Origin of the sequence: Burkholderia sp. B10 (assembly GCF_004368385.1) — a bacterium.
GTDB lineage: Bacteria > Pseudomonadota > Gammaproteobacteria > Burkholderiales > Burkholderiaceae > Burkholderia > Burkholderia vietnamiensis.
The window spans coordinates 37086-62080 of sequence record NZ_PQMX01000001.1 but is presented as its reverse complement, the minus strand read 5'-3'; the positions used below and the strand labels follow the sequence as shown (position 1 = coordinate 62080).

6 protein-coding genes are annotated in these 24995 nt (G+C 70.0%); all 6 read left to right on the top strand.

Translation table 11 applies throughout. The features are described 5' to 3' along the window. Positions 1–96 precede the first annotated feature (96 nt). The 6 genes from C3Y15_RS00110 to C3Y15_RS00085 all read left to right on the top strand — a co-directional run bounded on the left by C3Y15_RS00110 (position 97) and on the right by C3Y15_RS00085 (position 24993). Positions 97–1047, top strand: coding sequence for a UDP-glucuronic acid decarboxylase family protein (locus C3Y15_RS00110; RefSeq protein WP_014725941.1), 951 nt, complete (start codon positions 97–99; stop codon positions 1045–1047). A gap of 207 nt (positions 1048–1254) precedes the next feature. Next, positions 1255–2565: a diaminobutyrate--2-oxoglutarate transaminase family protein gene (locus C3Y15_RS00105; RefSeq protein ID WP_124259705.1), complete on the top strand. Its 1311-nt coding sequence runs from the start codon at positions 1255–1257 to the stop codon at positions 2563–2565. A gap of 65 nt (positions 2566–2630) precedes the next feature. Then, positions 2631–3641, top strand: coding sequence for a TauD/TfdA family dioxygenase (locus C3Y15_RS00100; RefSeq protein ID WP_124259706.1), 1011 nt, complete (start codon positions 2631–2633; stop codon positions 3639–3641). A gap of 168 nt (positions 3642–3809) precedes the next feature. Then, on the top strand, positions 3810–8222 hold the full coding sequence (locus tag C3Y15_RS00095; RefSeq protein WP_124259707.1) for a beta-ketoacyl synthase N-terminal-like domain-containing protein: 4413 nt from the start codon (positions 3810–3812) through the stop codon (positions 8220–8222). Beyond that, positions 8219–11551, top strand: coding sequence for a type I polyketide synthase (locus tag C3Y15_RS00090; RefSeq protein WP_124259708.1), 3333 nt, complete (start codon positions 8219–8221; stop codon positions 11549–11551). The genes C3Y15_RS00095 and C3Y15_RS00090 overlap by 4 nt, the downstream gene beginning before the upstream one ends. Beyond that, positions 11548–24993, top strand: a complete 13446-nt coding sequence (locus C3Y15_RS00085) for a non-ribosomal peptide synthetase/type I polyketide synthase (protein ID WP_124259709.1) — start codon at positions 11548–11550, stop codon at positions 24991–24993. The genes C3Y15_RS00090 and C3Y15_RS00085 overlap by 4 nt, the downstream gene beginning before the upstream one ends. The last annotated feature ends 2 nt before the right edge of the window (positions 24994–24995 follow it).

Sequence of the window (24995 nt, the reverse complement as noted above, 5' to 3'; positions counted from 1 at the left end):
CATCACCGGCCGATCGTCGCGATCGGCGAACGAAACGGCCCGCGCGCCCGCTCGGCCCTGCCGCCGCCGGGCGCGCGAAACTTTTGGGGTGCCATTGTGCAACGTAATCGAAAGCGAATCCTCGTAACAGGCGGCGCGGGTTTCCTCGGTTCGCATCTCTGCGAGCGACTGGTCGAACTCGGCAACGACGTGCTGTGCGTCGACAACTACTTCACCGGTACGAAGCGGAACGTGGCGGCGCTGCTCGGCAACCCGAGCTTCGAGGCGCTGCGCCACGACGTCACCTTTCCGCTGTACGTGGAGGTGGACGAAATCTACAACCTCGCCTGCCCCGCTTCGCCGATCCACTACCAGTTCGATCCGGTGCAGACGACCAAAACCAGCGTGATGGGCGCGATCAACATGCTGGGGCTCGCGCGGCGCACGCATGCCCGCGTGCTGCAAACGTCGACCAGCGAAGTGTACGGCGACCCCGACGTGCATCCGCAGCCCGAGAGCTATCGCGGCAACGTCAGCCCGCTCGGCCCGCGCGCCTGCTACGACGAAGGAAAACGCTGCGCGGAGACGCTGTTCTTCGACTATCACCGTCAGCAAAACGTCCAGATCAAGGTCGTACGCATCTTCAACACGTATGGGCCGCGCATGCATCCGAACGACGGCCGCGTGGTGTCCAACTTCATCGTGCAGGCGCTGCGCGGCGACGACATCACGCTGTATGGCGATGGCAGCCAGACCCGCGCGTTCTGCTATGTCGACGACATGGTCGACGGCCTGATCCGGATGATGGCCACGCCCGCGGATCTCACCGGGCCGATCAATCTCGGCAATCCGCACGAGATCGCGGTCAGCGAACTCGCGCAAGTGATCCTGCGCCTGACCGGCTCGAAATCGCGGCTCGTGTTCCGGCCGCTGCCGCAGGACGATCCGACCCAGCGCTGCCCCGATATCGGCCTCGCGCGCACCCACCTCGACTGGGCGCCGACGGTCGGGCTCGAAGCCGGTCTGCGACGGACCATCGACTATTTCCGCTCGACTCTGCCCGCTTGATGCCGCGCATGAAAGCGACCGGACGGCGACCGGCACGACGACGGCCTCACGCAGTGACGCGCGCAGCGCAATGTCCCATTTTTACGTGACAGACGCGCTATGGCGTCCATGCTCCAATCACACCGTGCCGTTACACCATTGGCGGAGATCGAGCGCTCCTCGCGCGCCAGTGTTCCTCACTCCGTATCGCAAGCCGGATCTCCGCGCATGGAAAAACTCGAGTATCTGAAGCGTGTCGAATCGAAGGCGCGAACCTACGCGACCTCCATTCCGCGACTGTTTACCCATGCCAAGGGCGTCCGCATACGCGACTCGGACGGGCAGGAATACATCGACTGTCTGTCGAATGCGGGCACGCTCGCGCTCGGACACAATCACCCGGAAGTCAACGAAGCCGTCATGCGGTTTCTGTCGTCCGATCAGATGCAGCAGGCGCTCGACCTCGGTACGCCGGCCAAGCACGCGTTCGTCGAGCAGCTGTTCTCGCTGTTGCCCGCCGCGCTCGCCAGAACCGGCAAGATCCAGTTCTGCAGCCCGAGCGGCGCGGACGGCGTCGAAGCGGCGCTGAAGCTGACCCGGCACCATACGGGCCGCTCGACGGTCATGGCGTTTCACGGCGCGTATCACGGGATGACGGCGGGCGCGCTCGCCGTGACGGGCAAGCTCACGCCCAAACCGGCCGGCGCCAACGGGCAGGACGTGCATTTCCTGCCGTTTCCGTATGCGTTCCGCTGCCCGTTCGGCACGGACGGCTCGGCCACCGATCAACTGAGCATCAACTATATCCGGACCGTCCTGTCGGACCCGGAGAGCGGCATACCGAAGCCGGCGGCCGTCATCGTCGAGGTCGTGCAAGGCGAAGGCGGCTGCATCCCCGCCGCCGACGCGTGGCTGATCGAGCTGCGCGAGCTGACGCTGCGGCATGAAATCCCGCTGATCGTCGACGAAGTGCAGACGGGGCTCGGCCGAACCGGCGCGATGTTCGCGATCGAGCATTCCGGCATCCGTCCCGACGTGCTGGTGTTGTCGAAGGCATTCGGCGGCGGCTATCCGTTGTCGGTCGTGGTCTACGACGAGCGTCTCGACACCTGGCCGGCCGGCGCGCACGCCGGCACGTTCCGCGGCAACCAGATCGCGATGGTGGCCGGCCTGACGACCATGCAGATCGTCGAACGGGACGGGTTGTCGGCGCACGCCGGGCGCGTCGGCAAGCTGCTGTTCGCGGGCCTCGAGGCGCTGGCGCAACGGTTTGCGTGCCTCGGCCAGATCCGCGGCCGCGGCCTGATGATCGGCGCCGAAGTCGTCGCGCCGGGCAGCGACGGCCGCGCCGGCCCGGCCGATGGGGCGCTCGCCAAAACCATCAAGCAGAACTGCCTGCGCAACGGCCTCGTCATCGAAACCGGCGGACGCAACGGCGCGGTGCTCAGGTTCCTGCCGCCGCTGATCCTGTCCGAGCCGGACGCCCACGAGGTTCTCAATCGCTTCGAGCATGCCGTGGAAACGGCCTGCCGCGCATAGCCGCGCCGCGGCGCGACCACGCATTCCGGCCGGCTGCGACCCGGCTCCAGAAAGGAACACACACGATGCAGGGCATGACGGAACGCAAGCTGCTTGCCGACGGGAGTTCTCCGTGGCTGCTGGAACCTGCGTCGAACGAGCGCGATATCGCCGCGGCGGTGAATGCCAACCGGCCGGCACTCGCAGCGCGGCTACACGAGCACGGCGCGCTGCTGTTCCGCGGCTTCGACGTTTCATCCGTGAGCGACTTCGACGCATTCGTCAATGCGGTTTCAAGCAACAAGTCCGACTACGTCTATCGCTCCACGCCGCGCACGTCGGTCGGCAACGGCATCTTCACGGCCACCGAGTATCCGCCGAGCGAGACGATCGCCCTGCATTGCGAAAACGCGTATCAGCGCAGCTGGCCGCTCAGCGTGGCGTTCTGCTGCCTGACGCCGGCCGCGAGCGGCGGCGAAACGCCGATTGCCGACATGCGCGAAGTGACCCGCCGAATCGGGCCGCGGCTCCTGGACGCGTTCGAGACGAGGCAGGTCCGCTATGTCAGGCACTACCGCAGCCATGTCGACATTCCGTGGGAAACCGTCTTTCAGACGCGCGACCGCAGCCGGGTCGCGGCGTTCTGCGCGGACCACGACATCGCGTTCGAATGGCTCGACGACGACACGCTGCGCACCGTCCAGATCAATCAGGGCGTGGCCTACCATCCCGTCACCGGCGAGCGGGTGTTCTTCAATCAGGCGCATCTGTTTCACATCTCGAACCTCGAAGCCTCGCTCGCCAGCTCCATCGTCAGCCTGTTCGGCCTCGACCGCGTGCCGCGCAACGCGTGCTACGGCGACGGCCAGCCGCTCGATCTCGCCGACATCGAGCACGTCCGCAACGCGTTCCGCGAATGCGCGATCACGTTTGCGTGGCAACGAGGCGACGTCCTGCTCGTCGACAACATGCGATTCGCCCACGGCCGCAACCCGTTCGAAGGCGAGCGCAAGGTCGTCGTGTCGCTGCTCGACCCGTACGCGCCCACCTCCGCGCAACAACCGCGCGCCGGCGATCACGCGCGCATTCCGCAATAGAAGCGCGGATCGATCGCCTGCGCGAAACGCCGTGTCATTGGATTACGGGGCAGACGTCGGATTAGAGCGATGCTCTAATTTCAATGCCGCCCCGACCCCGGCAAGCGCCGCGGGATAGCGACACCGGTCCAGAGGGTTTGAACGTTCAGCGGACAATGAAGATCGAGTATGAATCCCGATACAAAATTCAGGACTGTTACTGAAGTAATAGCGTTTCGCGGCGCGACCCAACCCGAGAAGACGGCTTTCATTTTTCTCGAGAACGGCGAAACGGAACAGGCTCGGCTCACGTTCGGCGATCTGGACAGGCGGGCTCGCGGTGTCGCCGCGAGGCTGCAGCGCCTCGCGCAACCCGGCGAGCGCGTGCTGCTGGTCTACCCGCCCGGGCTCGAATTCATCTGCGCGTGGGTGGGATGCCTGTACGCCGGCCTGATCGGCGTGCCGGCCTATGCGCCGCGCCGCCATCGGCCGGCCGACCGTCTGAAGGCCATTGTCGCCGACGCGACGCCCGTCGTCGCGCTCACCGATGCGGCCACGCTCGACGGTCTGACGGATCGCGCCGACGGCTATTCCGACACGCTGGAACTGTATGTCCTCGCGACGGACCAGCACTTCGATGCGCCGGCCGAGCAATGGCGTGCGCCGGACATCACGCCGCAGACACTGGCGCTTCTGCAATACACGTCCGGTTCGACCGGCACGCCGAAAGGCGTGATGATCAGTCATGCAAACATCCTGAGCAATATGGCCGTCATCGCCGAGGCGAGCGATGCCGATGCGTCGACGGTGTTCGTCAGCTGGCTCCCGGTGTTTCACGACATGGGCTTCTTCGGCAAGGTACTGCTGCCGATCCATCTCGGTGTGCTGTCGGTGCTGATGGCGCCCGCGGCCTTCGTGCAGCGGCCCGTCCGCTGGCTTCAGGCGATCACGAAGTATCGCGCCACGCATTGCGCCGCGCCCGACTTCGCCTACGACCTGTGCGCACGCAAGGTCTCGGATGACGCGCGCGCGCAGCTCGATCTCGGCAGCTGGAAGGTGGCATTCAACGGCGCCGAGCCGGTGCGCGCGGAGTCGGTCGCGCGTTTTTCGCGCGCGTTCGCCGCGTGCGGGTTTCACGCGCACACCATGCGCCCCGTCTACGGGATGGCCGAGGCGACCTTGTTCATCTCGGGGCAGCCGGCGCATTCGCCGCCGCTGGTGGCGGACTACGACGCCGACGATCTCGCCCGCGGCGTCGCGACGAGGCACGCGCACGGCAAGCACCACGCGCTGGTGTCATGCGGGCGGCCGTGGGCCGGGCATCGCGTGCAGATCGTCAATCCGGATACCGGCGAGCGGTGCCCGCCCGGCCGGATCGGCGAAATCTGGTTGACCGGCCCGAGCGTCGGCGCGGGCTACTGGAAGCGCGACGACGAGACGGCGCGCACCTTTCGCGCGACGCTCGACGGCGATGCCGCGCATTACCTGCGCACCGGCGATCTGGGCTTCGTCGACGGCGAGCACCTGTTCGTCACCGGCCGCCTGAAAGACCTCATCATCGTCGCGGGTCGCAATCACTACCCGCAGGATCTCGAGCATACCGCCGAGGGCGCGCACGCCGCACTGGCGCCGAACGCATCGGCGGCCTTCTCGATCACCGTCGACGGAACCGAGCGGATCGTCGTCGCCTGTGAAGTGCGCCGCGAAGCGCTCAACACGCTGAATGCCGAAGCCGTCGCTGCGGAGATCCGGCGCACGCTCGCGGAACAGCATGACGTCGATCTGTACGCGGCTGTGCTGTTGAAGCCCGCGACGATCCTGCGCACGTCGAGCGGAAAGATCCAGCGCAGCCGCATCCGGCAGGCGTTCGTCGACGGTCAGGGGCTCGCGATCGCGGGCGAGTGGCGCCGCCCGCTGCCGGCGGCGCACGCACCGTCCGAGGCCCCATCGCGCGATACGCAAGCGCTCGTGCAATGGTGCGTCGAGCGTGTCGCGCATCTGTCGGGAATCGACCCGGCCGCCATCGACCCCGACCAGCCGTTCAGCATCTACGGCCTCGATTCGCGGGACGCGATCATGCTGTCGGGCGAGTTGCAGGACTGGCTCGGGATTCCGGTTTCGCCTACCGTCGTCTACGATTTTCCGAGCATTGCGCTGCTTGCGCGCCATCTGTGCGGCGCCGACAAGGTCGCGCCGGCCCGCGCCGCGGCCGCACCGTCCAGTGCACATGCGGACATCGCGATCGTCGGCATCGGATGCCGATTCCCCGGCGCGAACGGCCCCGACGAATTCTGGCAACTGCTGCTCGACGGCCGCGACGCGATCGGCGCGTCCACCCGGCGCGCCGGCGCGCTGCCGCCCACGGGGCTGCTGGACGACGTCGACCGCTTCGACGCGGCGTTCTTCGGCATCAGTGCCCGCGAGGCCGAGTCGATGGATCCGCAACAGCGTCTGCTGCTCGAGGTCGCATGGGAGACGCTCGAACATGCGGGGATCGCACCGCGCAGTCTCGCCGGCGCACGCACCGCGGTCGTCGTGGGCATCAGCAATGCCGACTACGTCCGACTGGCGCAGCAGGAAGCGGCCGATATCGGCCCTTATGTCGCGACCGGCAATGCGCTCGGCGTCGCCGCTAACCGCATCTCGTACACGCTCGATCTGCGCGGCCCGAGCTGGGCGGTCGATACCGCGTGTTCGTCGTCGCTCGTCGCGGTTCATCACGCGTGCCGCACGCTGCAGCGCGGCGAGTCCGACGCGGCGCTGGCCGGCGGCGTCAACCTGATTCTGGCGCCGCAACTGAGCGCGTCGTTCACGCAGGCCGGCATGCTGTCGCCGGACGGCCGTTGCAAGGCTTTCGATGCGGCCGCCAACGGTTACGTGCGCGGCGAAGGCGTGGGCATGGTGCTGCTCAAGCGTCTCGACGATGCGCTCGCGAACGGCGACACCGTATTCGCGGTGATCCGCGGCTCGGCGGTGAACCAGGACGGGCGCAGCAACGGCTTGACCGCGCCCAACGGCCCGGCGCAGCAGGCCGTGATCGTCGACGCGCTGCGCGATGCGGGCGTGCCAGCGCAGGACATCGGCTTCGTCGAGGCGCACGGAACGGGGACGCCGCTCGGCGACCCGATCGAGTTGAACGCGCTCGCGGCCGTGCTCGGTGAATCGCGCGCACCGGACGCGCATTGCTGGATCGGTTCGGTCAAGACCAATATCGGGCATCTGGAGTCCGCAGCCGGGATCGCCAGCCTGATCAAGACGGCCCTCGTGCTACACCATCGCGCGATTCCGCCGAACCTCCATTTCCGGTCGATCAATCCGCAGATCGCCATCGACGGCACGCCGTTCCGCATTCCGCAGCAGGTCACGCCGTGGCAGGCCGAGCACGGCACGCGCATGGCCGGCGTGAGCTCGTTCGGCTTCGGCGGCACCAATGCGCACGTGATTCTGTCGGAAGCACCGCAGGACGCGCGCCCGGAAGCGGAGGCGACTGCGAGCGCATCGTGCGTCGTGACGCTCTCCGCGCGCACGCCGGAAGCGTTGCAGACGCTGGCGGCAGCGTATGCGGCCTATCTCGACGCCCATCCCGACGCGCGGGTGCAGGACGTCGCGTTCACCGCGAACACCGGACGCACGCACTTCGCGCGGCGGGCGGCGCTCGTCGCGTCGAGCGTCGCCGGGTTGCGTGCGCAACTGGATGCCGTCGTGGCCGGCGCGCCGGCCGAGCAGCCGCCCGCGGTGAGGTTCCACTTTGCCGCCGACGACGGCGGCAGCGCCGATGCCATGCGCCACCTGCGCGCCGCGAGCCCGGCCTTCGACGCGCTGATGCAGCGGAACGCGGACGCAGCCGACGCAACGCCGTTCACTGCGTTCCAGTGCGCGCTCGCGCAACTGTGGATGTCGTTCGGCGTCACGCCGACGGCGGTCAGCAGCACGGGCGACGGGCATCGCGCGGCAGCATCGCTGACCGGCGTGCCGCCGCTGTCCGACGGCGCCAAGGCGGCCGACACCGGCAACTCGATCGAGATCGAGATCGGCGCGCAGGCGGCCGCGTGGGACACGATCCTGCGCACGCTCGCCGAGCTCTACGTGCGCGGCGCGTCGCTCGACTGGGATGCCGTCGCGCAACACGCGCCGCGTCGCCGCCTCGCCCTGCCCACCTATCCGTTCGAGCGCCGCGCCTTCTGGATCGGTCCCGACGCGCCACGCCATCCGCTGCTCGGGCGTCGTCTCGAGCAGCACGCGCATGCGCCGGCCACGTGGATCTGGCAGTCGCGTCTCGACGCGCCGGCCGCCACGTTTCTCGACGGTCATCGCGTCAAGGGTTCGCCGGTGCTGCCCTACTCCGCATATGTGGAAATGGCGCTGGCCGCGACGTCGGAAATCGGCGCGGCCGGCCATACGACGTTGAAGGATCTCGCGCTGCACGCGCCGTTACCGTTGCATGCGCATCGATCGCACACCGTGCAGACCGTGCTGAGCCGGCGGTCCTGGGGACCGTTTTCGTTCGCCGTCTATCACCGGATCGACGACACGAGCGGCGCCGCCGCATGGCAAATGTGCGCGAGTGCCGAAATACACGAATCCGAGCGGAGCCACGCATGAAATTCGGCCTGATGTTCTTCGCGAGCAGTGAAGAGGCGCTGTCCGGCAACAAGTACCAACTGGTCATGGAGAGCGCGCGCTTCGCCGATGCGAACGGCTTCTCCAGCGTCTGGGTGCCGGAGCGCCACTTCACCGAATTCGGCTCGCTGTACCCGAATCCGGCCGTGCTGCATGCGGCGCTGGCCGCCCTCACCCAACGCGTGACGCTGATCGCGGGCAGCGTGGTAGCGGCGCTGCACAACCCGATCCGGATCGCGGAAGAATGGTCGATGGTGGACAACCTGTCGAACGGCCGCGTCGGCGTGTCGTTCGCGTCGGGCTGGAATCCGGACGACTTCGTGTTCGCGCCGGACAAGTACGCGACCCGGCACGACGAGATGCTGACCACGATCGACGCCGTCCGAAAGCTGTGGCGCGGCGCGCCGCTGGAGGCGACCAACGGCGTCGGCAAGCCGGTGCAGCTGCGCATCTATCCGACGCCGGTGCAGCCGGAGCTGCCGGTCTCGGTCACGGCGGCCAGCAATCCGCAGACCTTCGTGCGCGCCGGCGAAGTCGGCGCCAACCTGCTGACGCACGTGCTCGATCAGGATCGCGACCAGCTCGCGCAGAAGATCGCGCTGTACCGCGACGCGCGCGCGCGGCACGGCTTCGATCCTGCTGCCGGCACCGTGTCGGTGATGCTGCATACGTTCGTCGGCGACGACGCGGCGCGCGTGCGCGAGCAGGCGCGCGCGCCGTTCTGCAACTACATCCGCAGCAATATCGGCCTGCTGAACGGGCTGGCGCAGAGCCGCGGCCAGTCGGTGGACGTGCGCGCGATGGGCGCGCGCGAGCTGGACGAGTTCGTCGAGTTTCTCTACGAACGCTTCGCGCAATCGCGCGGGCTCATCGGCACCCCCGATACCTGCGTCGAACTCGTGCGGGAACTCGAATCGATCGGCGTGGACGAGGTGGCGTGCCTGCTCGATTTCGGGCCGCCGGTCGAAGCGATCCTCGGCAATCTGCCGCACCTGCGCCGGCTGCGCGAGATGTGCGTGCCGACGCGCCGCGTCGCGCCGACGAAGTTCGATGCCGCCGCGGTGCAGGCCCGCTGCACCGAGACGACGTCGGGCGCCGACTTCAACGGCGAGATCGGCCAGCACGGCGTGCAGATCGACGGCGCGTTCAACGCGATCCAGCAAATCTGGCGCACGGCCGGCGAAGCGCTCGGCCGCATCAGCCTGCCTGGCGACGCGCCGGCGTCGTCGCAGTACCACGTGCATCCGGCCTTTCTCGACGCGTGCAGCCGCGTGCTCGCCGCCGCCGTCGATCCGGCTGCGCTGGAGGCCGGCGACCTGTACCTGCCCAGCTCGATCGGCGCGGTGCGGGTCCACCAGCCGCCGTCGTCGACCGATGCGTGGAGCCACGCGACGCTGCGCAAGCCGGACGGGCAGCGCGTACTCGAAGGCGATATCCGCATCCACGACCTCGCCGGACGGCTGCTGATCGAGATCGACGCGCTGCGCTTGCAGCAAGTGCGCTCGGCGCGCGGCGCCGAGCGTCACGACCTGTCCGGGCTGCTTTATCAGCGCGTCTGGAGACCGTCGAGCGCCGACGCGCCCCTCGGCGCGTCGCCCGCCGGCGAGTGGCTGATATTCGCGGATCGCGGCGGCGTCGGCGCGCAACTGGCCAGCCTGCTCGAAAGCGCCGGCGATACCTGCACGCTGCAGTTCGACGACGCGACGCCGGCGCTGCCCGCGCTCGACCGTCCGCTCAAGGGCGTGATTCATCTGTGGAGCCTCGATCTCGCCCCCGCCGACATCGCGGCGCGACGGCGTGCCAGTGCGAGCGTGCTGCAACTGGTCAGAGCGCTGGCGTCGGGCGCGGCGGCCGGCCCGCAGCCGCGCCTGTGGCTGGTGACGTCCGGCGCGATGAACGTGCTGGACGGCGAAGCGACCGCGCTCGCGCAGGCGCCGCTGTGGGGGCTGGGCCGGGCGATCGCGGTCGAGCATGCGGCGCTGTGGGGCGGGCTCGTCGATCTCGATCCCGAGCAGCCGTCGGCGGCCGATGTCGTGCAGGCGATCCGGGCCGCCGGCCGCGAAGACATGATCGCGTTTCGCCGCGGCCAGCGCCACGTCGCGCGCATCGCCCGCGACAATCGCGAATTCGTCAGCCACCGGCCGGTCCAGTTCCACCGCGACGCGACCTATCTGGTGACGGGCGGCCTCGGCGGGCTCGGCCTGCGGCTCGCGTCGTGGCTCGCCGACAACGGCGCCGGTCAGGTCGTGCTGCTCGGCCGCAGCGCGCCGTCGGCCGAAGCGGAGCAGATGCTGCGCACGCTCGGCGCGCGCTTCATCCGTGCCGATCTCGCGAATCGCGACGACGTCGTGCAAGCGCTCGCCGAAATCGCGCACGCGATGCCGCCGCTCAAGGGCGTGTTCCACCTCGCCGGTGCGCTCGACGATGCGCTGCTGACGCGCCAGGACGACGACTTCTTCCACCGCGCCGGCAGCGGCAAGGCCGACGGCGCGTGGTATCTGCACGAGCTGACGGCCGACTTGCCGCTCGACCATTTCGTGCTGTTCTCGTCGATGGCCGCGCTGCTCACCATGCCGGGCCAGGGCAACTACGCGGCGGCCAACAGCTTCCTCGACGCGCTGGCGCAGCACCGGCGCGCGCACGGGAAACCGGCGCTCAGCGTCAATTGGGGGCCGTGGGCCGACATCGGCCATGCGGCCAGCGACTACGGCCGGCGCGCGCACGAACAGCTGGCTGCGCTCGGCGTCGGCACGCTGTCGCCGGACCTCGCGGTCGCGACGCTGGAACGGCTGATGGCCGCGGGCGTTGCGCAGTCCGGCGTGGCGCACATCGACTGGCCAACGCTGTTCCGGGTCGATGCGCCGGCCGCCGGGTCGGCGCTCTTCAGCGAGCTGGCGCAACCGGCCGCCCGGCCCGCGCAGCAGGAGACGCCGCTGGTGCGCGAGCTGCAGGCGTGCGCGCCGCGCGAGCGGCTCGCGCTCGTCACCGACACGCTCGCGCAGATGCTGGCCGAGACGCTGCGGCTCGCCGGCCCCGACGCCATCGCGCCCGAGCAGTCGCTGCTCGATCTCGGCCTGGATTCGCTGGTCGCGCTCGAACTGACGGACCGCCTCGCCAAGACGTTCGGCAAGCCGTTGCGCGCGACGCTGTTCTTTTCCTATCCGAACCTGCAGACGCTCGCCCGCTTCATTCTCGACGAGCTGTCGTCGTCGCTTCCCGAGGCGGCCGGCGACGCCGCCTCGGACGACCTCGACGAGCTCGACGAGGACGAACTTTCCGAACTGATCGCCCAGGAGATCGGCGCCCAATGAACGCCAAGGCCACGCAAGCACTCAAAGCCGCGCTCGACGAACTCCGCCTGCGGCGCGCGGAAATCGCGGCGCTGAGATCGGACCGCAACGAGCCGATCGCCGTGATCGGCATGGCGTGCCGCTTTCCCGGCAGCAGCGACACGCCGGACGCGTTCTGGCGATTGCTCGACGGCGCGCGCGATGCCGTCACCGAGGTGCCGGGCGAACGCTGGGACATCGAGCGCTATTACCACCCCGATCCGGCCACGCCGGGCAAGATGGCAACGCGGCACGGGGCCTTTCTCGAGCGCGTCGACGAATTCGACGCCGCGTTCTTCGGGATCGCGCCGCGCGAAGCGACCTACCTCGATCCGCAGCAACGGCTGCTGCTCGAAGTCGCGTGGGAAGCGCTCGAGAATGCGCATCTGCCGCCCGAGCGCTTCCGGCAATCGGCCACCGGCGTGTACGTCGGCATCACCTGCTTCGATCATGCGATCCAGGTGTCGAACGCGGCGATGCCGTCGAGCAGCTACGCCGGCACGGGCAGCGCGCTGAACATGGCCGCCGGCCGGCTGTCGTTCGTGCTGGGCCTCACCGGGCCGAGCATGGCGATCGACACCGCGTGCTCGTCGTCGCTCGTCTGCCTGCACCTCGCGTGCGAAAGCCTGCGCGCGCGCGAAACCGACATGGCGCTGGCGGGCGGCGTCAACCTGATGCTGTCGCCCGAGGTGATGGTCAGCTTCTCGCAAGCCCGGATGCTGTCGCCGGACGGCCGCTGCAAGACCTTCGATGCGGCGGCGGACGGCTACGTGCGCGGCGAAGGCTGCGGGATGGTGGTGCTCAAGCGCCTCGCCGACGCGCTCGCCGACGGCGACCGCGTGCTCGGCGTCGTGCGCGGCACGGCGGTCGACCAGGGCGGCGCGGGCGGCGGCCTCACCGTGCCGAGCCGCGATTCGCAGGAACGCGTGATCCGCCGCGCGCTGAGCCAGGCCGGTGTCGCGCCGGCCGAGGTCGGCTATGTCGAAGCGCACGGCACCGGCACGTCGCTGGGCGACCCGATCGAGGTCGACGCGCTGGCCCGCGTCTACGGCGCCGGGCGTGCGGCGCACGAGCCGCTCGTGATCGGTTCGGTCAAGACCAATATCGGGCATCTGGAATCGGCGTCCGGCATGGCCGGGCTGATCAAGGTGCTGCTGTCGTTCCAGCACGGCCGGATTCCTGCGCACCTGCACTTCCGGCAACCCAATCCGCATACGCCGTGGCAGGAGATTCCGGTCCGCGTCGCGGCCGAGCCGCTCGACTGGCCGCGCGGGGAGCGCCGGCGTGTCGCCGGCGTGAGCGCATTCGGATTCAGCGGCACCAACGCGCACGCCGTCGTCGAGGAGCCGCCGGCCGCGCCGTCGCCTGCGGCGCAGCGCGCGCTGTTGCTGCTGTCGGCCCGCTCCGAAGCGGCGCTCACGGCGCTCGCGCAACGCTACGAGCGCGCGCTCCGCGACGCGCCGCCGCAAGAGCTTGCCGCCGTGTGCCGCGCCGCCGCCACCGGACGAAGCCACCATCCGTATCGCGCGGCCTATGTGGCCGGCGTGCGCGTGCCGTCGGCCGGCGCGTCGCGCACCGGCAAGGCGTTGCGCGTGGGCATCGCGTTCGGCGCGCCGGACCCGGACGCCGCGCGCGCGCTTCACGCGTCCGAGCCGCTGTTCCGCGACGCGTTCGCGCAATGCGCGGTGCCGCTCGCGGCGCTCGATACCGATGCGGGCCGCTTCGCGGCAGCGTTCGCGTGGGCGCAGCTGTGGCAGGCGTGGGGCATCCGCCCGGCCGTCGTGGCGGGGCGCGGCGTCGGCGAATATGTCGCGGCCTGTGTGGCCGGCGTCCTGAGCGTCGCCGACGCGCTGCGTGTGCTCGCCGTCCGCGCGGATGCCGCCGCCATGCGCGCGGTGCTGCACGACGTACGGCTCGCGCGGCCGACGGTGCGGCTGATCTCCGGCTGCCTCGGCGCCGAGGTCGCCGACGAGATGACGCACGCCGCGTACTGGTTGCAGCTCGCCGAAGCGCCCGAGCAGGCCGCCGAGCCGCCCGTGCCGGAGGGGCTCGCCGACAGCTGGCTGCCGCCGCCCTGCGCGGGCGATGCGCTGGAGCGCGCAATCGCGGCGCTGTACGTGCGCGGCGGGCAGTTCGACTGGCAGGCGCTGTTCCCCGTCGCTGCGCAGCCTGCCACGATGCTGCCGAACTACCCGTTCGAGCGGCAGCGCTTCAGCCTCGAGAAAATTCAGTCGCCGGTCGTCGGCATGGACGCCGGCAGCATCGACGCGGCGGTGCGGCACCTGAAGGCGTCCGGCAAGTACCCGGACGACGTGCTGAACGCGTTTCCGGAGCTGGTCCGCACCGCGTTCGCGCCCGCCGCCGACGAAGCCGTCGCCCCGGCCGCGCCGTCGCTCTATCACGTCACATGGGAGCAGCACGTCGCGGCACCGACTGCGCGCGCGGCCCTGCCCGGATCGTCGTGGCTGATCTTCGCGGACGAAACCGGCGTGGGCGAGCGGCTGGCGGCGCTGCTGCGCGCGCGCGGCGCGTCGTGCGCGCTGGTGCGCGCGGGCGTCGACTATGGCGGCAACGCGGCGGCAGGCTGGCAGGTCGCGCCGGAGCGCCCCGACGATTTCGTGCGCCTGCTGGATGAAGCCGCCGTTCCCGCCCGGCACATCGTGTTTCTATGGGGGCTGGACGAAGCCCCCGGCGCGACGCGCATGTCCGCCGCGTTGCTGCATCTCGTGCATGCGCTGATCGGCGGCGAGCGCGACTGGACGGCTTCGCTGCGGCCGCGCATCCGGGTGGTCACGCGCGACGCCGTGGAAGCGGGCGACGCCCCGCGCGTGACGGGCGTTGCCCAGGCCGCGCTGATGGGCCTCGCGCGCGGCGCGATGATCGAGCAGCCGGACTGGTTCGGCACCGCGATCGACCTCGACCCGGCCGCGCCGGACGACGAACCGGACGCGCTGCTGGACGAACTGCTCGTCGAGAGCCGCGAGGATCAGGTCGCATTGCGGCACGGCGCGCGCCTGGTGGCGCGCCTGAGCCCGCTCGTGCCGGCCGAAACGGACGCGCTGCGGGTCGAGCCGGACGCGACCTACCTGATCACCGGCGGGTTCGGCGCGCTCGGCCTGCACACGGCCCGGTGGCTCGCGGCGCGCGGCGCGCGCACGCTGATCCTGGCCGGCCGCCAAGGCGCGGCGAGCGACGCGAGCCGGCAGGCGCTCGCCGAGCTGCGCGAGCGCGACGTGGCGGTGCGCTGCGAGCGCCTCGACATCGCCGACCCGGCGGCGGTCGACGCCTTCTTCGCCGAACTGCGGCGCGACCGCGTGCCGCTGCGGGGCATCGTGCATGCGGCCGGCGTCGTCGGCTACAAGCCGATCCTGCAGGTCGGGCGCGACGAACTCGACGCGGTCCTGCAGCCGAAGGTCGCCGGCGCGTGGCTGCTGCATCGGCACAGCGAGGCTTTCCCGCTCGATTTCTTCGTCATGTTCTCGTCGATCGCATCCGCCTGGGGCTCGCGGGAGCAGGCGCACTACAGTGCCGCCAACCGGTTCCTCGACGCACTCGCGCATCATCGCCGCGGCCTCGGCTTGCCGGCCCTCTCCGTGAACTGGGGGCCGTGGGCGCAAGGCGGCATGACGTTCCCCGATGCGGAAGCGCTGCTGCGGCGGGTCGGCATCCGTTCGCTGGCGGCCGACCGCGCGCTCCACATGCTCGATCGCGTGGCCGCCGTGCCGCAGGCGGCGATCGTCGACATCGACCTCGAACGGTTCCAGGGCTCGTACGAGGCGCGTGGGCCGCGGCCGTTCCTCGATCGCGTGCGGACCAGCGCGAGCCCGTCGAGCCCGTCGGGTGCCACGGGCGCAGCTGCGCTGCCGGCGTCGGGCGACGTATCGCCGCGCGAGCGCAGGCGGCAGGTCGCGGACAGCATCGAGCAGGCGGTGGCCGACGTGCTCGGCTACGGCGCGGGGACGCTGGACCGCGACCTCGGCTTCTTCGAGATGGGCATGGATTCGCTCATGGCGCTCGACGTGCGCACGCAGCTCGAGAACGCGCTGGGCGTCAAGCTGTCGGTCGCGCTGTTGTTCGATCATCCGACCATCAACGCGCTGGCGGATTTCCTGACGGAGCAAGCGCCCGGCGTGACGCCGGACGCGCTCGCTGAACCGACGCAGCCTGCAGCCCCGCAACCGGCCGCGCCGACGGCCACGGCCCGCGAGGCCGGCACGCCGGAGCCGATCGCGATCGTCGGCATGAGTTGCCGCTTCCCGGGCGCGGCGCACGATCTCGACGCCTATTGGCGGCTGCTGAACGACGGCGTGGACGCGATCTCCGAGGTGCCGCGCGAGCGCTGGGATGTCGATGCGTACTACGATCGCGATCCCGAAGCGCCGGGGCGCATGTATTGCCGCTTCGGCGGCTTTCTCGACGGCGTCGACCAGTTCGATCCGGCCTTCTTCCGCATCACGCCGCGCGAAGCGGCTGCGATGGACCCGCAGCAGCGCTTGCTGCTCGAAGTCAGTCACGAAGCGCTCGAGCATGCCGGCATTCCGGTCGACGGCCTGAAGGGCAGCCGCACCGGCGTGTTCGTCGGCATCACCACCAACGATTACGCGAACCTGCAGCTGCGCCACGGCGGCATCGACGGCTATTTCTTCACCGGCAATCCGCTGAACACGGCCGCCGGCCGCATCTCGTACGGCCTCGGCCTGCAAGGGCCGAGCATGGCGATCGACACGGCGTGCTCGTCGTCGCTCAGCGCGATCCATACGGCCAGCCAGAATCTGCGCAGCGGCGAATGCGATCTCGCGATCGCGGGCGGCGTGAACCTGATCCTGTCGCCGGACAATTCCATCGCCGTGTCGCGCACGCGGGCGCTCGCGCCGGACGGCCGCTGCAAGACCTTCGATGCGGCAGCCGACGGCTTCGTGCGCAGCGAAGGCTGCGGCGCGCTGGTGCTCAAGCGCCTGTCCGATGCGCTCGCCGCGGGCGACCGCGTGCTGGCCGTGCTGCGCGGATCGGCGGTGAATCACGACGGCGCATCGAGCGGCTTCACCGCGCCGAACGGCCGCGCGCAGGAAGCCGTGATCCGCCAGGCGCTCGGCGCCCTTCCCGCCGCGTCGATCGACTACGTGGAAGCGCACGGCACCGGCACGCCGCTGGGCGACCCCGTCGAGCTGAACGCGCTGGCGACGGTGTTCGGGGAAGGCCGCGACGGCCGCCCGCGCCTGCGCGTCGGTTCGGTGAAGACCAACATCGGCCATGCCGAATCCGCCGCCGGCATCGCGGGGGTCATCAAGGTCGTGCTGGCGCTGCACCACGAACGCCTTCCCGCCCATCTGCATTTCCGCCAGCCGAGCCCGCTGGTGCAGTGGGACGCTTTGCCGCTCGAGATCTGCGCCGAGGCGAGCGCGTGGCCGCGCGGCGAGCGGCCTCGCCGGGCCGGCGTCAGCGCGTTCGGCGCGAGCGGCACCAATGCGCATCTCGTGCTGGAAGAGGCGCCCGCGCCGGCGCGCGCGGCGACGCCGTCGAAGCACAAGGTGCATCCGCTGGTGCTGTCGGCGAAGACGCCCGCGGCCTTGCGCGAACTCGCCGGGCGCTATCGGAGCCGGCTCGAAGCCGAGCGCGGCCTCGACATCGCGGCCGTGGCGTTTTCGGCCGCGACCGGCCGCTCGCACTTCGCGCACCGGCTCGCGCTGCCGGTGACGTCGATCGACGACGCGATCGACAAGCTGCGTGCGTTCCACGAACAGGAGCCGTTCGCCGCCGCGCCGCGCGCGGCCCGCGTGAAGACGGCGTTCCTGTTCACCGGCCAGGGCTCGCAATATGCGAGCATGGGCCGCCGTCTGTACGACGCGTATCCGGTGTTCCGCGACGCGATCGACCGCTGCCGCGCGGTGGCCGATCCGCTGCTCGACAAGCCGTTGCTCGACGTGCTGTCCGCCCCCGGCGACGACATCCACCAGACCGGCTACAGCCAGCCGGCCCTGTTCTCGCTGCAGTTCGCGCTCACCACGCTGCTCAGGTCGTTCGGCGTGGTGCCCGACGCCGTGATGGGCCACAGCGTCGGCGAGTACGCGGCGGCCTGCGCGGCCGGCGTCTTCTCGCCGGAGGACGGGCTGCGCCTGATCGCCGAGCGCGGACGCCTGATGCAGGCGTTGCCGCGCGATGGCGAGATGGCGGCCATCTTCGCCGACCTCGGCACGGTCGAGCGCGCGATCGCCGCGTGGCCGCAGGAGGTCGCGGTGGCCGCCGTCAACGGTCCGGCGAGCACCGTGATCTCGGGCCGGCGCGAGCGCATCGCGATGCTCGTCGACGCGTTCGCCGCGCAGGACATCCGCTCCGTGCTGCTCAACACGTCGCACGCGTTCCACTCGCCGCTGGTCGAGCCGATGCTCGACAGCTTCCAGGCCGCGGCGAAAGGCGTGCGCGCCGCGCGTCCGGCGATCCCGTTCTATTCGAATCTCACCGGCGCCGTGATGGACGACGCGCCCGACGACACGTACTGGCGTCGTCACTGCCGCGAGCCGGTGCAGTTCGCGAGCAGCGTCGAGCGTCTCGCCGAAGCCGGCTTCAACGTGCTGGTCGAAATCGGCCCCAAGCCGGTGCTCGTCAACCTGGCCCGCGCGTGCTGCGCACCGGACGCCGGAATCCACTTCGTTGCGCTGCAGCGGCCGCAGGCCGAGCAGCAGGCGCTGGTCGAAACCCTGGCGGGCCTGTATGCGCGCGGCGTCGACATCGACTGGGCCGCAACCGAAACACCGGCGCCCGCGCGCGTCGCCTTGCCGTCCTACCCCTTCCAACGCAGCCGTACCTGGTTCCAGAAAACGGAAACGTCCATGACACAGACAAGTGCATCTCCCGTCGCCGCCACGCCGGCGCCCGATCGTAGCGGCGAGGTTCTCGACTGGCTTCGCGGCAAGATCGGCGAGCTGATCCAGGCCGATCCGGCCACCATCAACATCGATGTGCCGTTCCTCGAGATGGGCGCCGACTCGATCATCCTGATCGAGGCGATCCGCCACATCGAAAAGCAGTACGGCGTGAAGCTCGCAATGCGCCGCTTCTTCGAGGACCTCGCGACGATGGAGGCGCTCGCCGAGTATGTCGCGGACAACCTGCCGGCGGTCGCCGCGCCGGCCGAGCCGGTAGCCGTGGCTGCGGCCGAGCCGGCTGCTGCCGCCGCGGCGGTCGCGCTCGCACCGTCCGCGCCGGCGCGCGCGCCGGTCGCAGCGGCCCCGGCGCAATGGGTCGCGGCCGAAGGCGGCTCCACGGTCGAGCGCGTGCTGCGCGAGCAGAACCAGTTGCTGTCCCAGCTGATGAGCCAGCAGATGGAACTGCTGCGCACGTCGCTGCACGGTCAGGCAGGCGCGGCGGTGGCCCCGCAAGCCGCGGCAAGCGGCGCCGCCAGTCCCACGAACGCCGCCAGCGTCGCGAACGTCGCCGCCAAGGCCGCGATGGCGGCCCCGGCCGCCGCGCGCGCGGCGACGCCCGCTGCCGCGACCACGGCCGCGCCCGCCGCGGCCGACAACCGCAAGCCCAAGCCGATGATGCCGTGGGGCAGCCCGGTCGAACAGCGCGCGCGCGGCCTGTCCGCGGCGCAGCAGGAGCATCTCGAAGCGCTGATCGTGCGCTACACGTCGCGCACCCGCAAATCGAAGGAATCGGTGCAGGCGTCGCGCCCGGTGCTGGCCGACAGCCGCGCGACGGTCGGCTTCCGCTTTTCGACCAAGGAGATGCTGTATCCGATCGTCGGCGATCGCGCGGCCGGTTCGCGGCTGTGGGACATCGACGGCAACGAGTACATCGACTTCACGATGGGCTTCGGCGTGCATCTGTTCGGCCATTCGCCCGAGTTCATCCAGCAGCAGGTCACGCGCGAATGGCAGCGCCCGCTCGAACTGGGCGCTCGCTCGAGCCTCGTCGGCGAAGTCGCCGCGCGCTTCGCGCGCGTCACCGGCCTCGATCGCGTCGCGTTCTCGAACACCGGCACCGAGGCCGTCATGACCGCCATGCGGCTCGCGCGCGCCGTGACCGGGCGCGACAAGATCGTGATGTTCACGCACTCGTATCACGGCCACGCCGACGGCACGCTCGCCGCGGCGAACGCGGAAGGCGCGACGGAAACCATCGCGCCCGGCGTGCCGTTCGGTTCGATCGAGAACATGATCGTGCTCGACTACGGCAGCGACGCCGCGCTCGATGCCATTCGCAACCTCGCGCCGACGCTCGCCGCCGTGATGGTGGAGCCGGTGCAGAGCCGCAACCCGTCGCTGCAGCCGGTCGCGTTCCTCAAGGAATTGCGCCGCATCACCGAGGAAGCCGGCGTCGCGCTGATCGTCGACGAAATGATCACCGGCTTCCGCGTTCATCCGGGCGGCTCGCAAGCGATGTTCGGCATCAAGGCCGACCTCGCGACGTACGGCAAGATCATCGGCGGCGGCCTGCCGCTGGGCGTCATCGCGGGTTCCACCCGCTTCATGGATGCGATCGACGGCGGCATGTGGACCTACGGCGACCATTCGTTCCCCGCCGCGGACCGCACCGCGTTCGGCGGCACCTTCTGCCAGTACCCGCTCGCGATGGCGGCCGCACTGGCCGTGCTGGAAAAGATCGAACAGGAAGGCCCGGCGCTGCAGGCCGCGCTCAACGAACGGACCGCGCAGATCGCCGACACGCTCAACGCCTTCTTCGTCGAAGCCGAGGCGCCGATCAAGGTCACCTGGTTCGGCTCGATGTTCCGCTTCGAATTCACCGAGAACCTCGACCTGTTCTTCTATCACATGCTCGAAAAGGGCATCTACATCTGGGAATGGCGCACCTGCTTCCTGTCGACCGCGCATACGGATGCCGACATCGAGCGGTTCATCGGCGCGGTGAAGGACAGCGTGGCCGACCTGCGGCGCGGCGGCTTCATCCGGCCGCACTCGAAGCACGGCACGGTCGCGGCGCTCAGCGAGGCGCAGCGCCAGCTGTGGGTGCTGTCGGAGATCGATCCCGAGGGCTCGCTCGCGTACAACGTCAACACGACGCTCGAACTGAAGGGCCGCCTCGACGAGGCCGCGATGCGCGCGGCCGTCCAGAGCCTCGTCGATCGGCACGAGGCGCTGCGCACCACGATCCTGCCGGACGGCTCGGGCCAGATCGTGCATCCGTCGCTGACGCTGGCGCTGCCGCTGATCGACCGCGATCAGGACGCGTGGCGCCAGCAGGAAAGCCGCCAGCCGTTCGACCTGGTGAACGGCCCGCTCTTTCGCGCCGCGCTGGTGCGCATGGACCACGACCATCACCTGCTGGTGATGACGGCCCATCACATCGTCTGCGACGGCTCGACGTTCGGCGTGCTGCTCGAGGATCTGGCGCGCGCGTATGCCGGGGCCGCGCCGGACGCGGCGCCGCTGCAGTTTCGCGAGTACCTGAAGACGCTCGACGCCCAGCGTCACAGCCCGGAAGCGAAGGCGAATCGCGACTACTGGCTCGCGCAATGCGCGCGCGCGGTCGAGCCGTTGAGCCTTCCCGCGGACTATCCGCGGCCGGCCGTGAAGACGTTTCACGGCGCGCGCGTGTCGCTGCACCTCGACGCCGCGGCGGCCGCGGCGCTGCGCACCGTCGCGCGCCAGAACGGCTGCACGCTCTATATGGTGTTGCTCGCGGGCTTCAATCTGTTCCTGCACCGCGTCGCCGGTCAGCAGGACATCGTCACGGGCATCCCGGTGACCGGCCGCTCGGTGGCCGGCAGCGAGCGCGTGGCCGGCTACTGCACGCATCTGCTGCCGCTGCGCTCGACGCTGCCGGACGGCGCGTCGGTCGCCAGCTTCCTGGCTGCCACCCGCCAGAACCTGCTCGATGCGCTCGAGCACCAGGATTATCCGTTCGCCGAACTCGTCCGCGAAATCGGCGCGCAGCGGGATCTGAACGCCGCGCCGCTGGTGTCGGCGGTATTCAACCTGGAGCCCGTGTCGGCGCTGCCTGAACTGCCGGGCCTGACGGTCGGCCTGGTCGCGCCGCTGATCCGCTATACCGCGTTCGATCTGAACGTCAACGTGCTCGACGCCGGCGACGAGCTCCTGATCGATTGCGACTACAACACCGATCTGTTCGACGAGCGCACGGCCCAGCGATTCCTCGGCATCTACGAGACGCTGCTGACGGCTGTGGCCGCCGACGCGTCGGCCGCGGTTGCGCGGCTGCCGCTGACGAGCGACGCCGAGCGCAATCTGGTGACCGTCGAATGGAACCGCACCGACGCCGACTTCGGCGACGCGGCCGCGCAACCGCTGCATCGGCTGTTCGAGCAACAGGTCGAGCGCACGCCCGATGCCGTCGCCGCCGTGTACGACGGTGCGGCCCTCACCTACGCCGAACTCAACGCGCGCGCCAACCGCCTCGCGCACCGGCTCATCGCGCTCGGCGTCGCGCCCGATACGCTCGTGGGCGTCGCGATGGAACGTTCGCTCGACATGATCGTCGCGCTGCTTGCGATCCTGAAGGCCGGTGGCGCATACGTGCCGGTCGACCCCGACTATCCGGCCGAGCGCGTACGCTTCATGATCGATCACGCGCAGCTGCGCTGGCTGCTCACGCAACAGCATCTGCTCGCCGCGCTGCCCGATACCGGCGCACGCACGATCGTCGTCGATCGCGATACCTCCGAGTTCGATGCCGCGCTCACGTCCAACCCGGCGCTGGACCTGAGCAACGACAACCTCGCGTATATGATCTACACGTCCGGTTCGACCGGCCGGCCGAAGGGCGCGCTCAATACCCATCGCGCGATCGTCAACCGCATTCTGTGGATGCAGCACGCGTACGCGCTCGACGCCGACGATGCCGTACTGCAGAAAACCCCGTTCAGCTTCGACGTGTCGGTGTGGGAGTTCTTCTGGCCGCTCGTCACCGGCGCGCGCCTCGTGTTCGCGCGCCCGGGCGGGCAGCGTGAGACCGACTATCTCGTCGAGCTGATCGACCGCGAGCGGATCACGACGCTGCATTTCGTGCCGTCGATGCTGCGCGCGTTCCTCGATCATCCGCAACTCGCTGCGCACTGCACTTCGCTGCGCCGCATCGTGTGCAGCGGCGAGGCGTTACCCCACGACCTGCAACAGCGTTGCTTCGAGCGTCTGGATGTCAAGCTGTACAACTTGTACGGCCCCACCGAGGCCGCCGTCGACGTGACCGCGTGGGAATGCCGGCGCGACGACCCGCAGCGCATCGTGCCGATCGGCCGGCCGATCGCGAACACGCGCATCTACATCGTGGATGCACAGCTGCAGCCGACGCCGATCGGCGTGCCCGGCGAGCTCCTGATCGGCGGTACGCCGGTGGGCCGTGGCTATTACAACGAGCCGAATCTGAGCGCCGAGAAGTTCATCGCCGACCCGTTCTCAGACGACCCGCACGCGCGCCTCTACCGCACCGGCGACCTCGCGCGCTACCGCGCCGACGGCAACATCGACTTCCTCGGCCGCATCGATCATCAGATCAAGCTGCGCGGCCTGCGCATCGAGCCCGGCGAAATCGAGGCCGTGCTGACGTCGCACCCGCAGGTCGACGCCGCGGTCGTGGCGCTGCGCGGCGTGGACGAAGGCGCGCGACTCGTCGCGTGGCTGTGCTCGCCGCATCGCGAGGCCGACGTGATCGACGCCGTGCGTACGCACCTGCGGCAGCGCCTGCCCGAATACATGGTGCCGTCCGCGTTCGTCGTCGTGCCCGCGTTCGCGCAGCTGCCCAACGGCAAGCTCGACCGCGCCCACCTGCCCGAGCCGGCCGACGGCGTGGCTCACGTCGCGCCGGGCAACGCGCTCGAAGCACAGCTTGCGGCGATCTGGCAGGAGGTGCTCGGCAACGCACGGATCGGCACGACCGCCAATTTCTTCGAGCTGGGCGGTAACTCGCTGCTGGCGACCAAGGTCGTCGCGCGCATCCGTCGCGATCTGCACGCGAAGCTGGAGATGCGCAGCCTGTTCGAGCACCCCACCATCGCGAGCCTCGCGAAGCGCATCGCCGCGACGCAGCCGATCGACTACGCGCCGGTGACGCCGCTGCCGCCGCAGGCCCACTACGAACTGTCGCCGGCCCAGACGCGGCTCTGGGTCCAGGATCGCCTCAATGCCGGTCAGGCCGGCGGGCCGCTGCCCACGTCGCTGCTGCTGGAAGGCGTGCTCGACGTGGACGCGCTCGTGCGGGCGTTCCGCGCGTTGAGCGAGCGTCACGAGATCCTGCGCACGCGCTTCGTGCTGGCCGGCACCCAGCCGGTGCAACAGGTGCTGCCGCCCGACGAAGCCCCGTTCGCGGTCGAGGTCGTGGATCTGCAGGACGCGGCCGACCGCGATGCGCGCGCGATGTCGATCCACGCGAGCGAGCGGCTCGCGCCGATGGATCTCGCCACCGGCCCGCTGTTCCGCGTCAAGCTGCTCAGGCTCTCCGAAGTGCGGCACGTGTGCATCTGCACGATGCATCACATCGTCACCGACGGCTGGTCGACGGAGGTGCTGCTCGACGATCTGTCGAGGCTCTACGACGCATTCGTGCAGCGTCGCGACAACCCGCTGCCGCCGCTGCAGATCCAGTACAAGGATTACGCCGGCTGGCTGAACCGGCTGCTCGCCGGCCCGGACGGCGCGCGCATGAAGGACTACTGGCTGAACAAGCTGGCCGGCCTGCGCGCGCTGGCGCTGCCCGGCGACGTCGCGCAGCCGGCCGCGCCGAGCTGGAAAACCTGGCGCTTCGCGCTGCCGGCCGCCGAGACGGCGGCGCTCGACGCGCTCGGTAAGCGCCACGGCGCGACGTTGTTCATCGCGCTGCTGGCGGCCATCAAGGCGCTGTTCTACCGCCGTTCCGGCCAGGAGGACATCGTCGTCGGTACGCCGGTCGCGGGACGCGAGCTGCCCGAACTCGAGTCGCAGGTCGGCCCGTACCTGAACGTGCTGGCGCTGCGCGATCGGGTCGCCGGCGACGACCGCTTCGACACGCTGCTGACCCGCGTGCGCGACACCACGCTCGAAGCGTTCTCGCATCCGCTGTATCCGCTCGACCGCCTGCTCGACGAGCTGCACATCGAGCGCGTCGCCGGACGCAATCCGCTGTTCGACATCGGCCTGACGCTGCAGAACCAGCGTGACGGCGCGATCGATCGCTATGCGGGGCCGGTGCGCCTCGCCGAGCTGCCGGATCACGATCCGCAGCACGCGGACAGCGAAGCCGCCACCGATTTCTGGTTCCTCGCCGAGCCGCGTGCGGACGGTCTCGCGATCAGCGTCGTCTATCACGCCGGCCGCTTCAGCGACGCGCTGGTGCGCGGCCTTGCGGACGAACTGACGTCCGTGGTCGGCGAAGTGCTGGCCGATCCGGGCGTCCGCATCCGCAACCTGACGCTCGGACAGCGCGCGCTGCAGGCCGACGCGCGCCAGCCCAGCGTCGAACTGAGCGCATTCTAAGG

Coding starts and splice junctions, on each gene's coding strand:
- C3Y15_RS00105 (WP_124259705.1), top strand. CDS start 1,255: ATGGAAAAACTCGAGTATCTGAAGCGTGTCGAATCGAAGGCGCGAACC.
- C3Y15_RS00100 (WP_124259706.1), top strand. CDS start 2,631: ATGCAGGGCATGACGGAACGCAAGCTGCTTGCCGACGGGAGTTCTCCG.
- C3Y15_RS00095 (WP_124259707.1), top strand. CDS start 3,810: ATGAATCCCGATACAAAATTCAGGACTGTTACTGAAGTAATAGCGTTT.
- C3Y15_RS00090 (WP_124259708.1), top strand. CDS start 8,219: ATGAAATTCGGCCTGATGTTCTTCGCGAGCAGTGAAGAGGCGCTGTCC.
- C3Y15_RS00085 (WP_124259709.1), top strand. CDS start 11,548: ATGAACGCCAAGGCCACGCAAGCACTCAAAGCCGCGCTCGACGAACTC.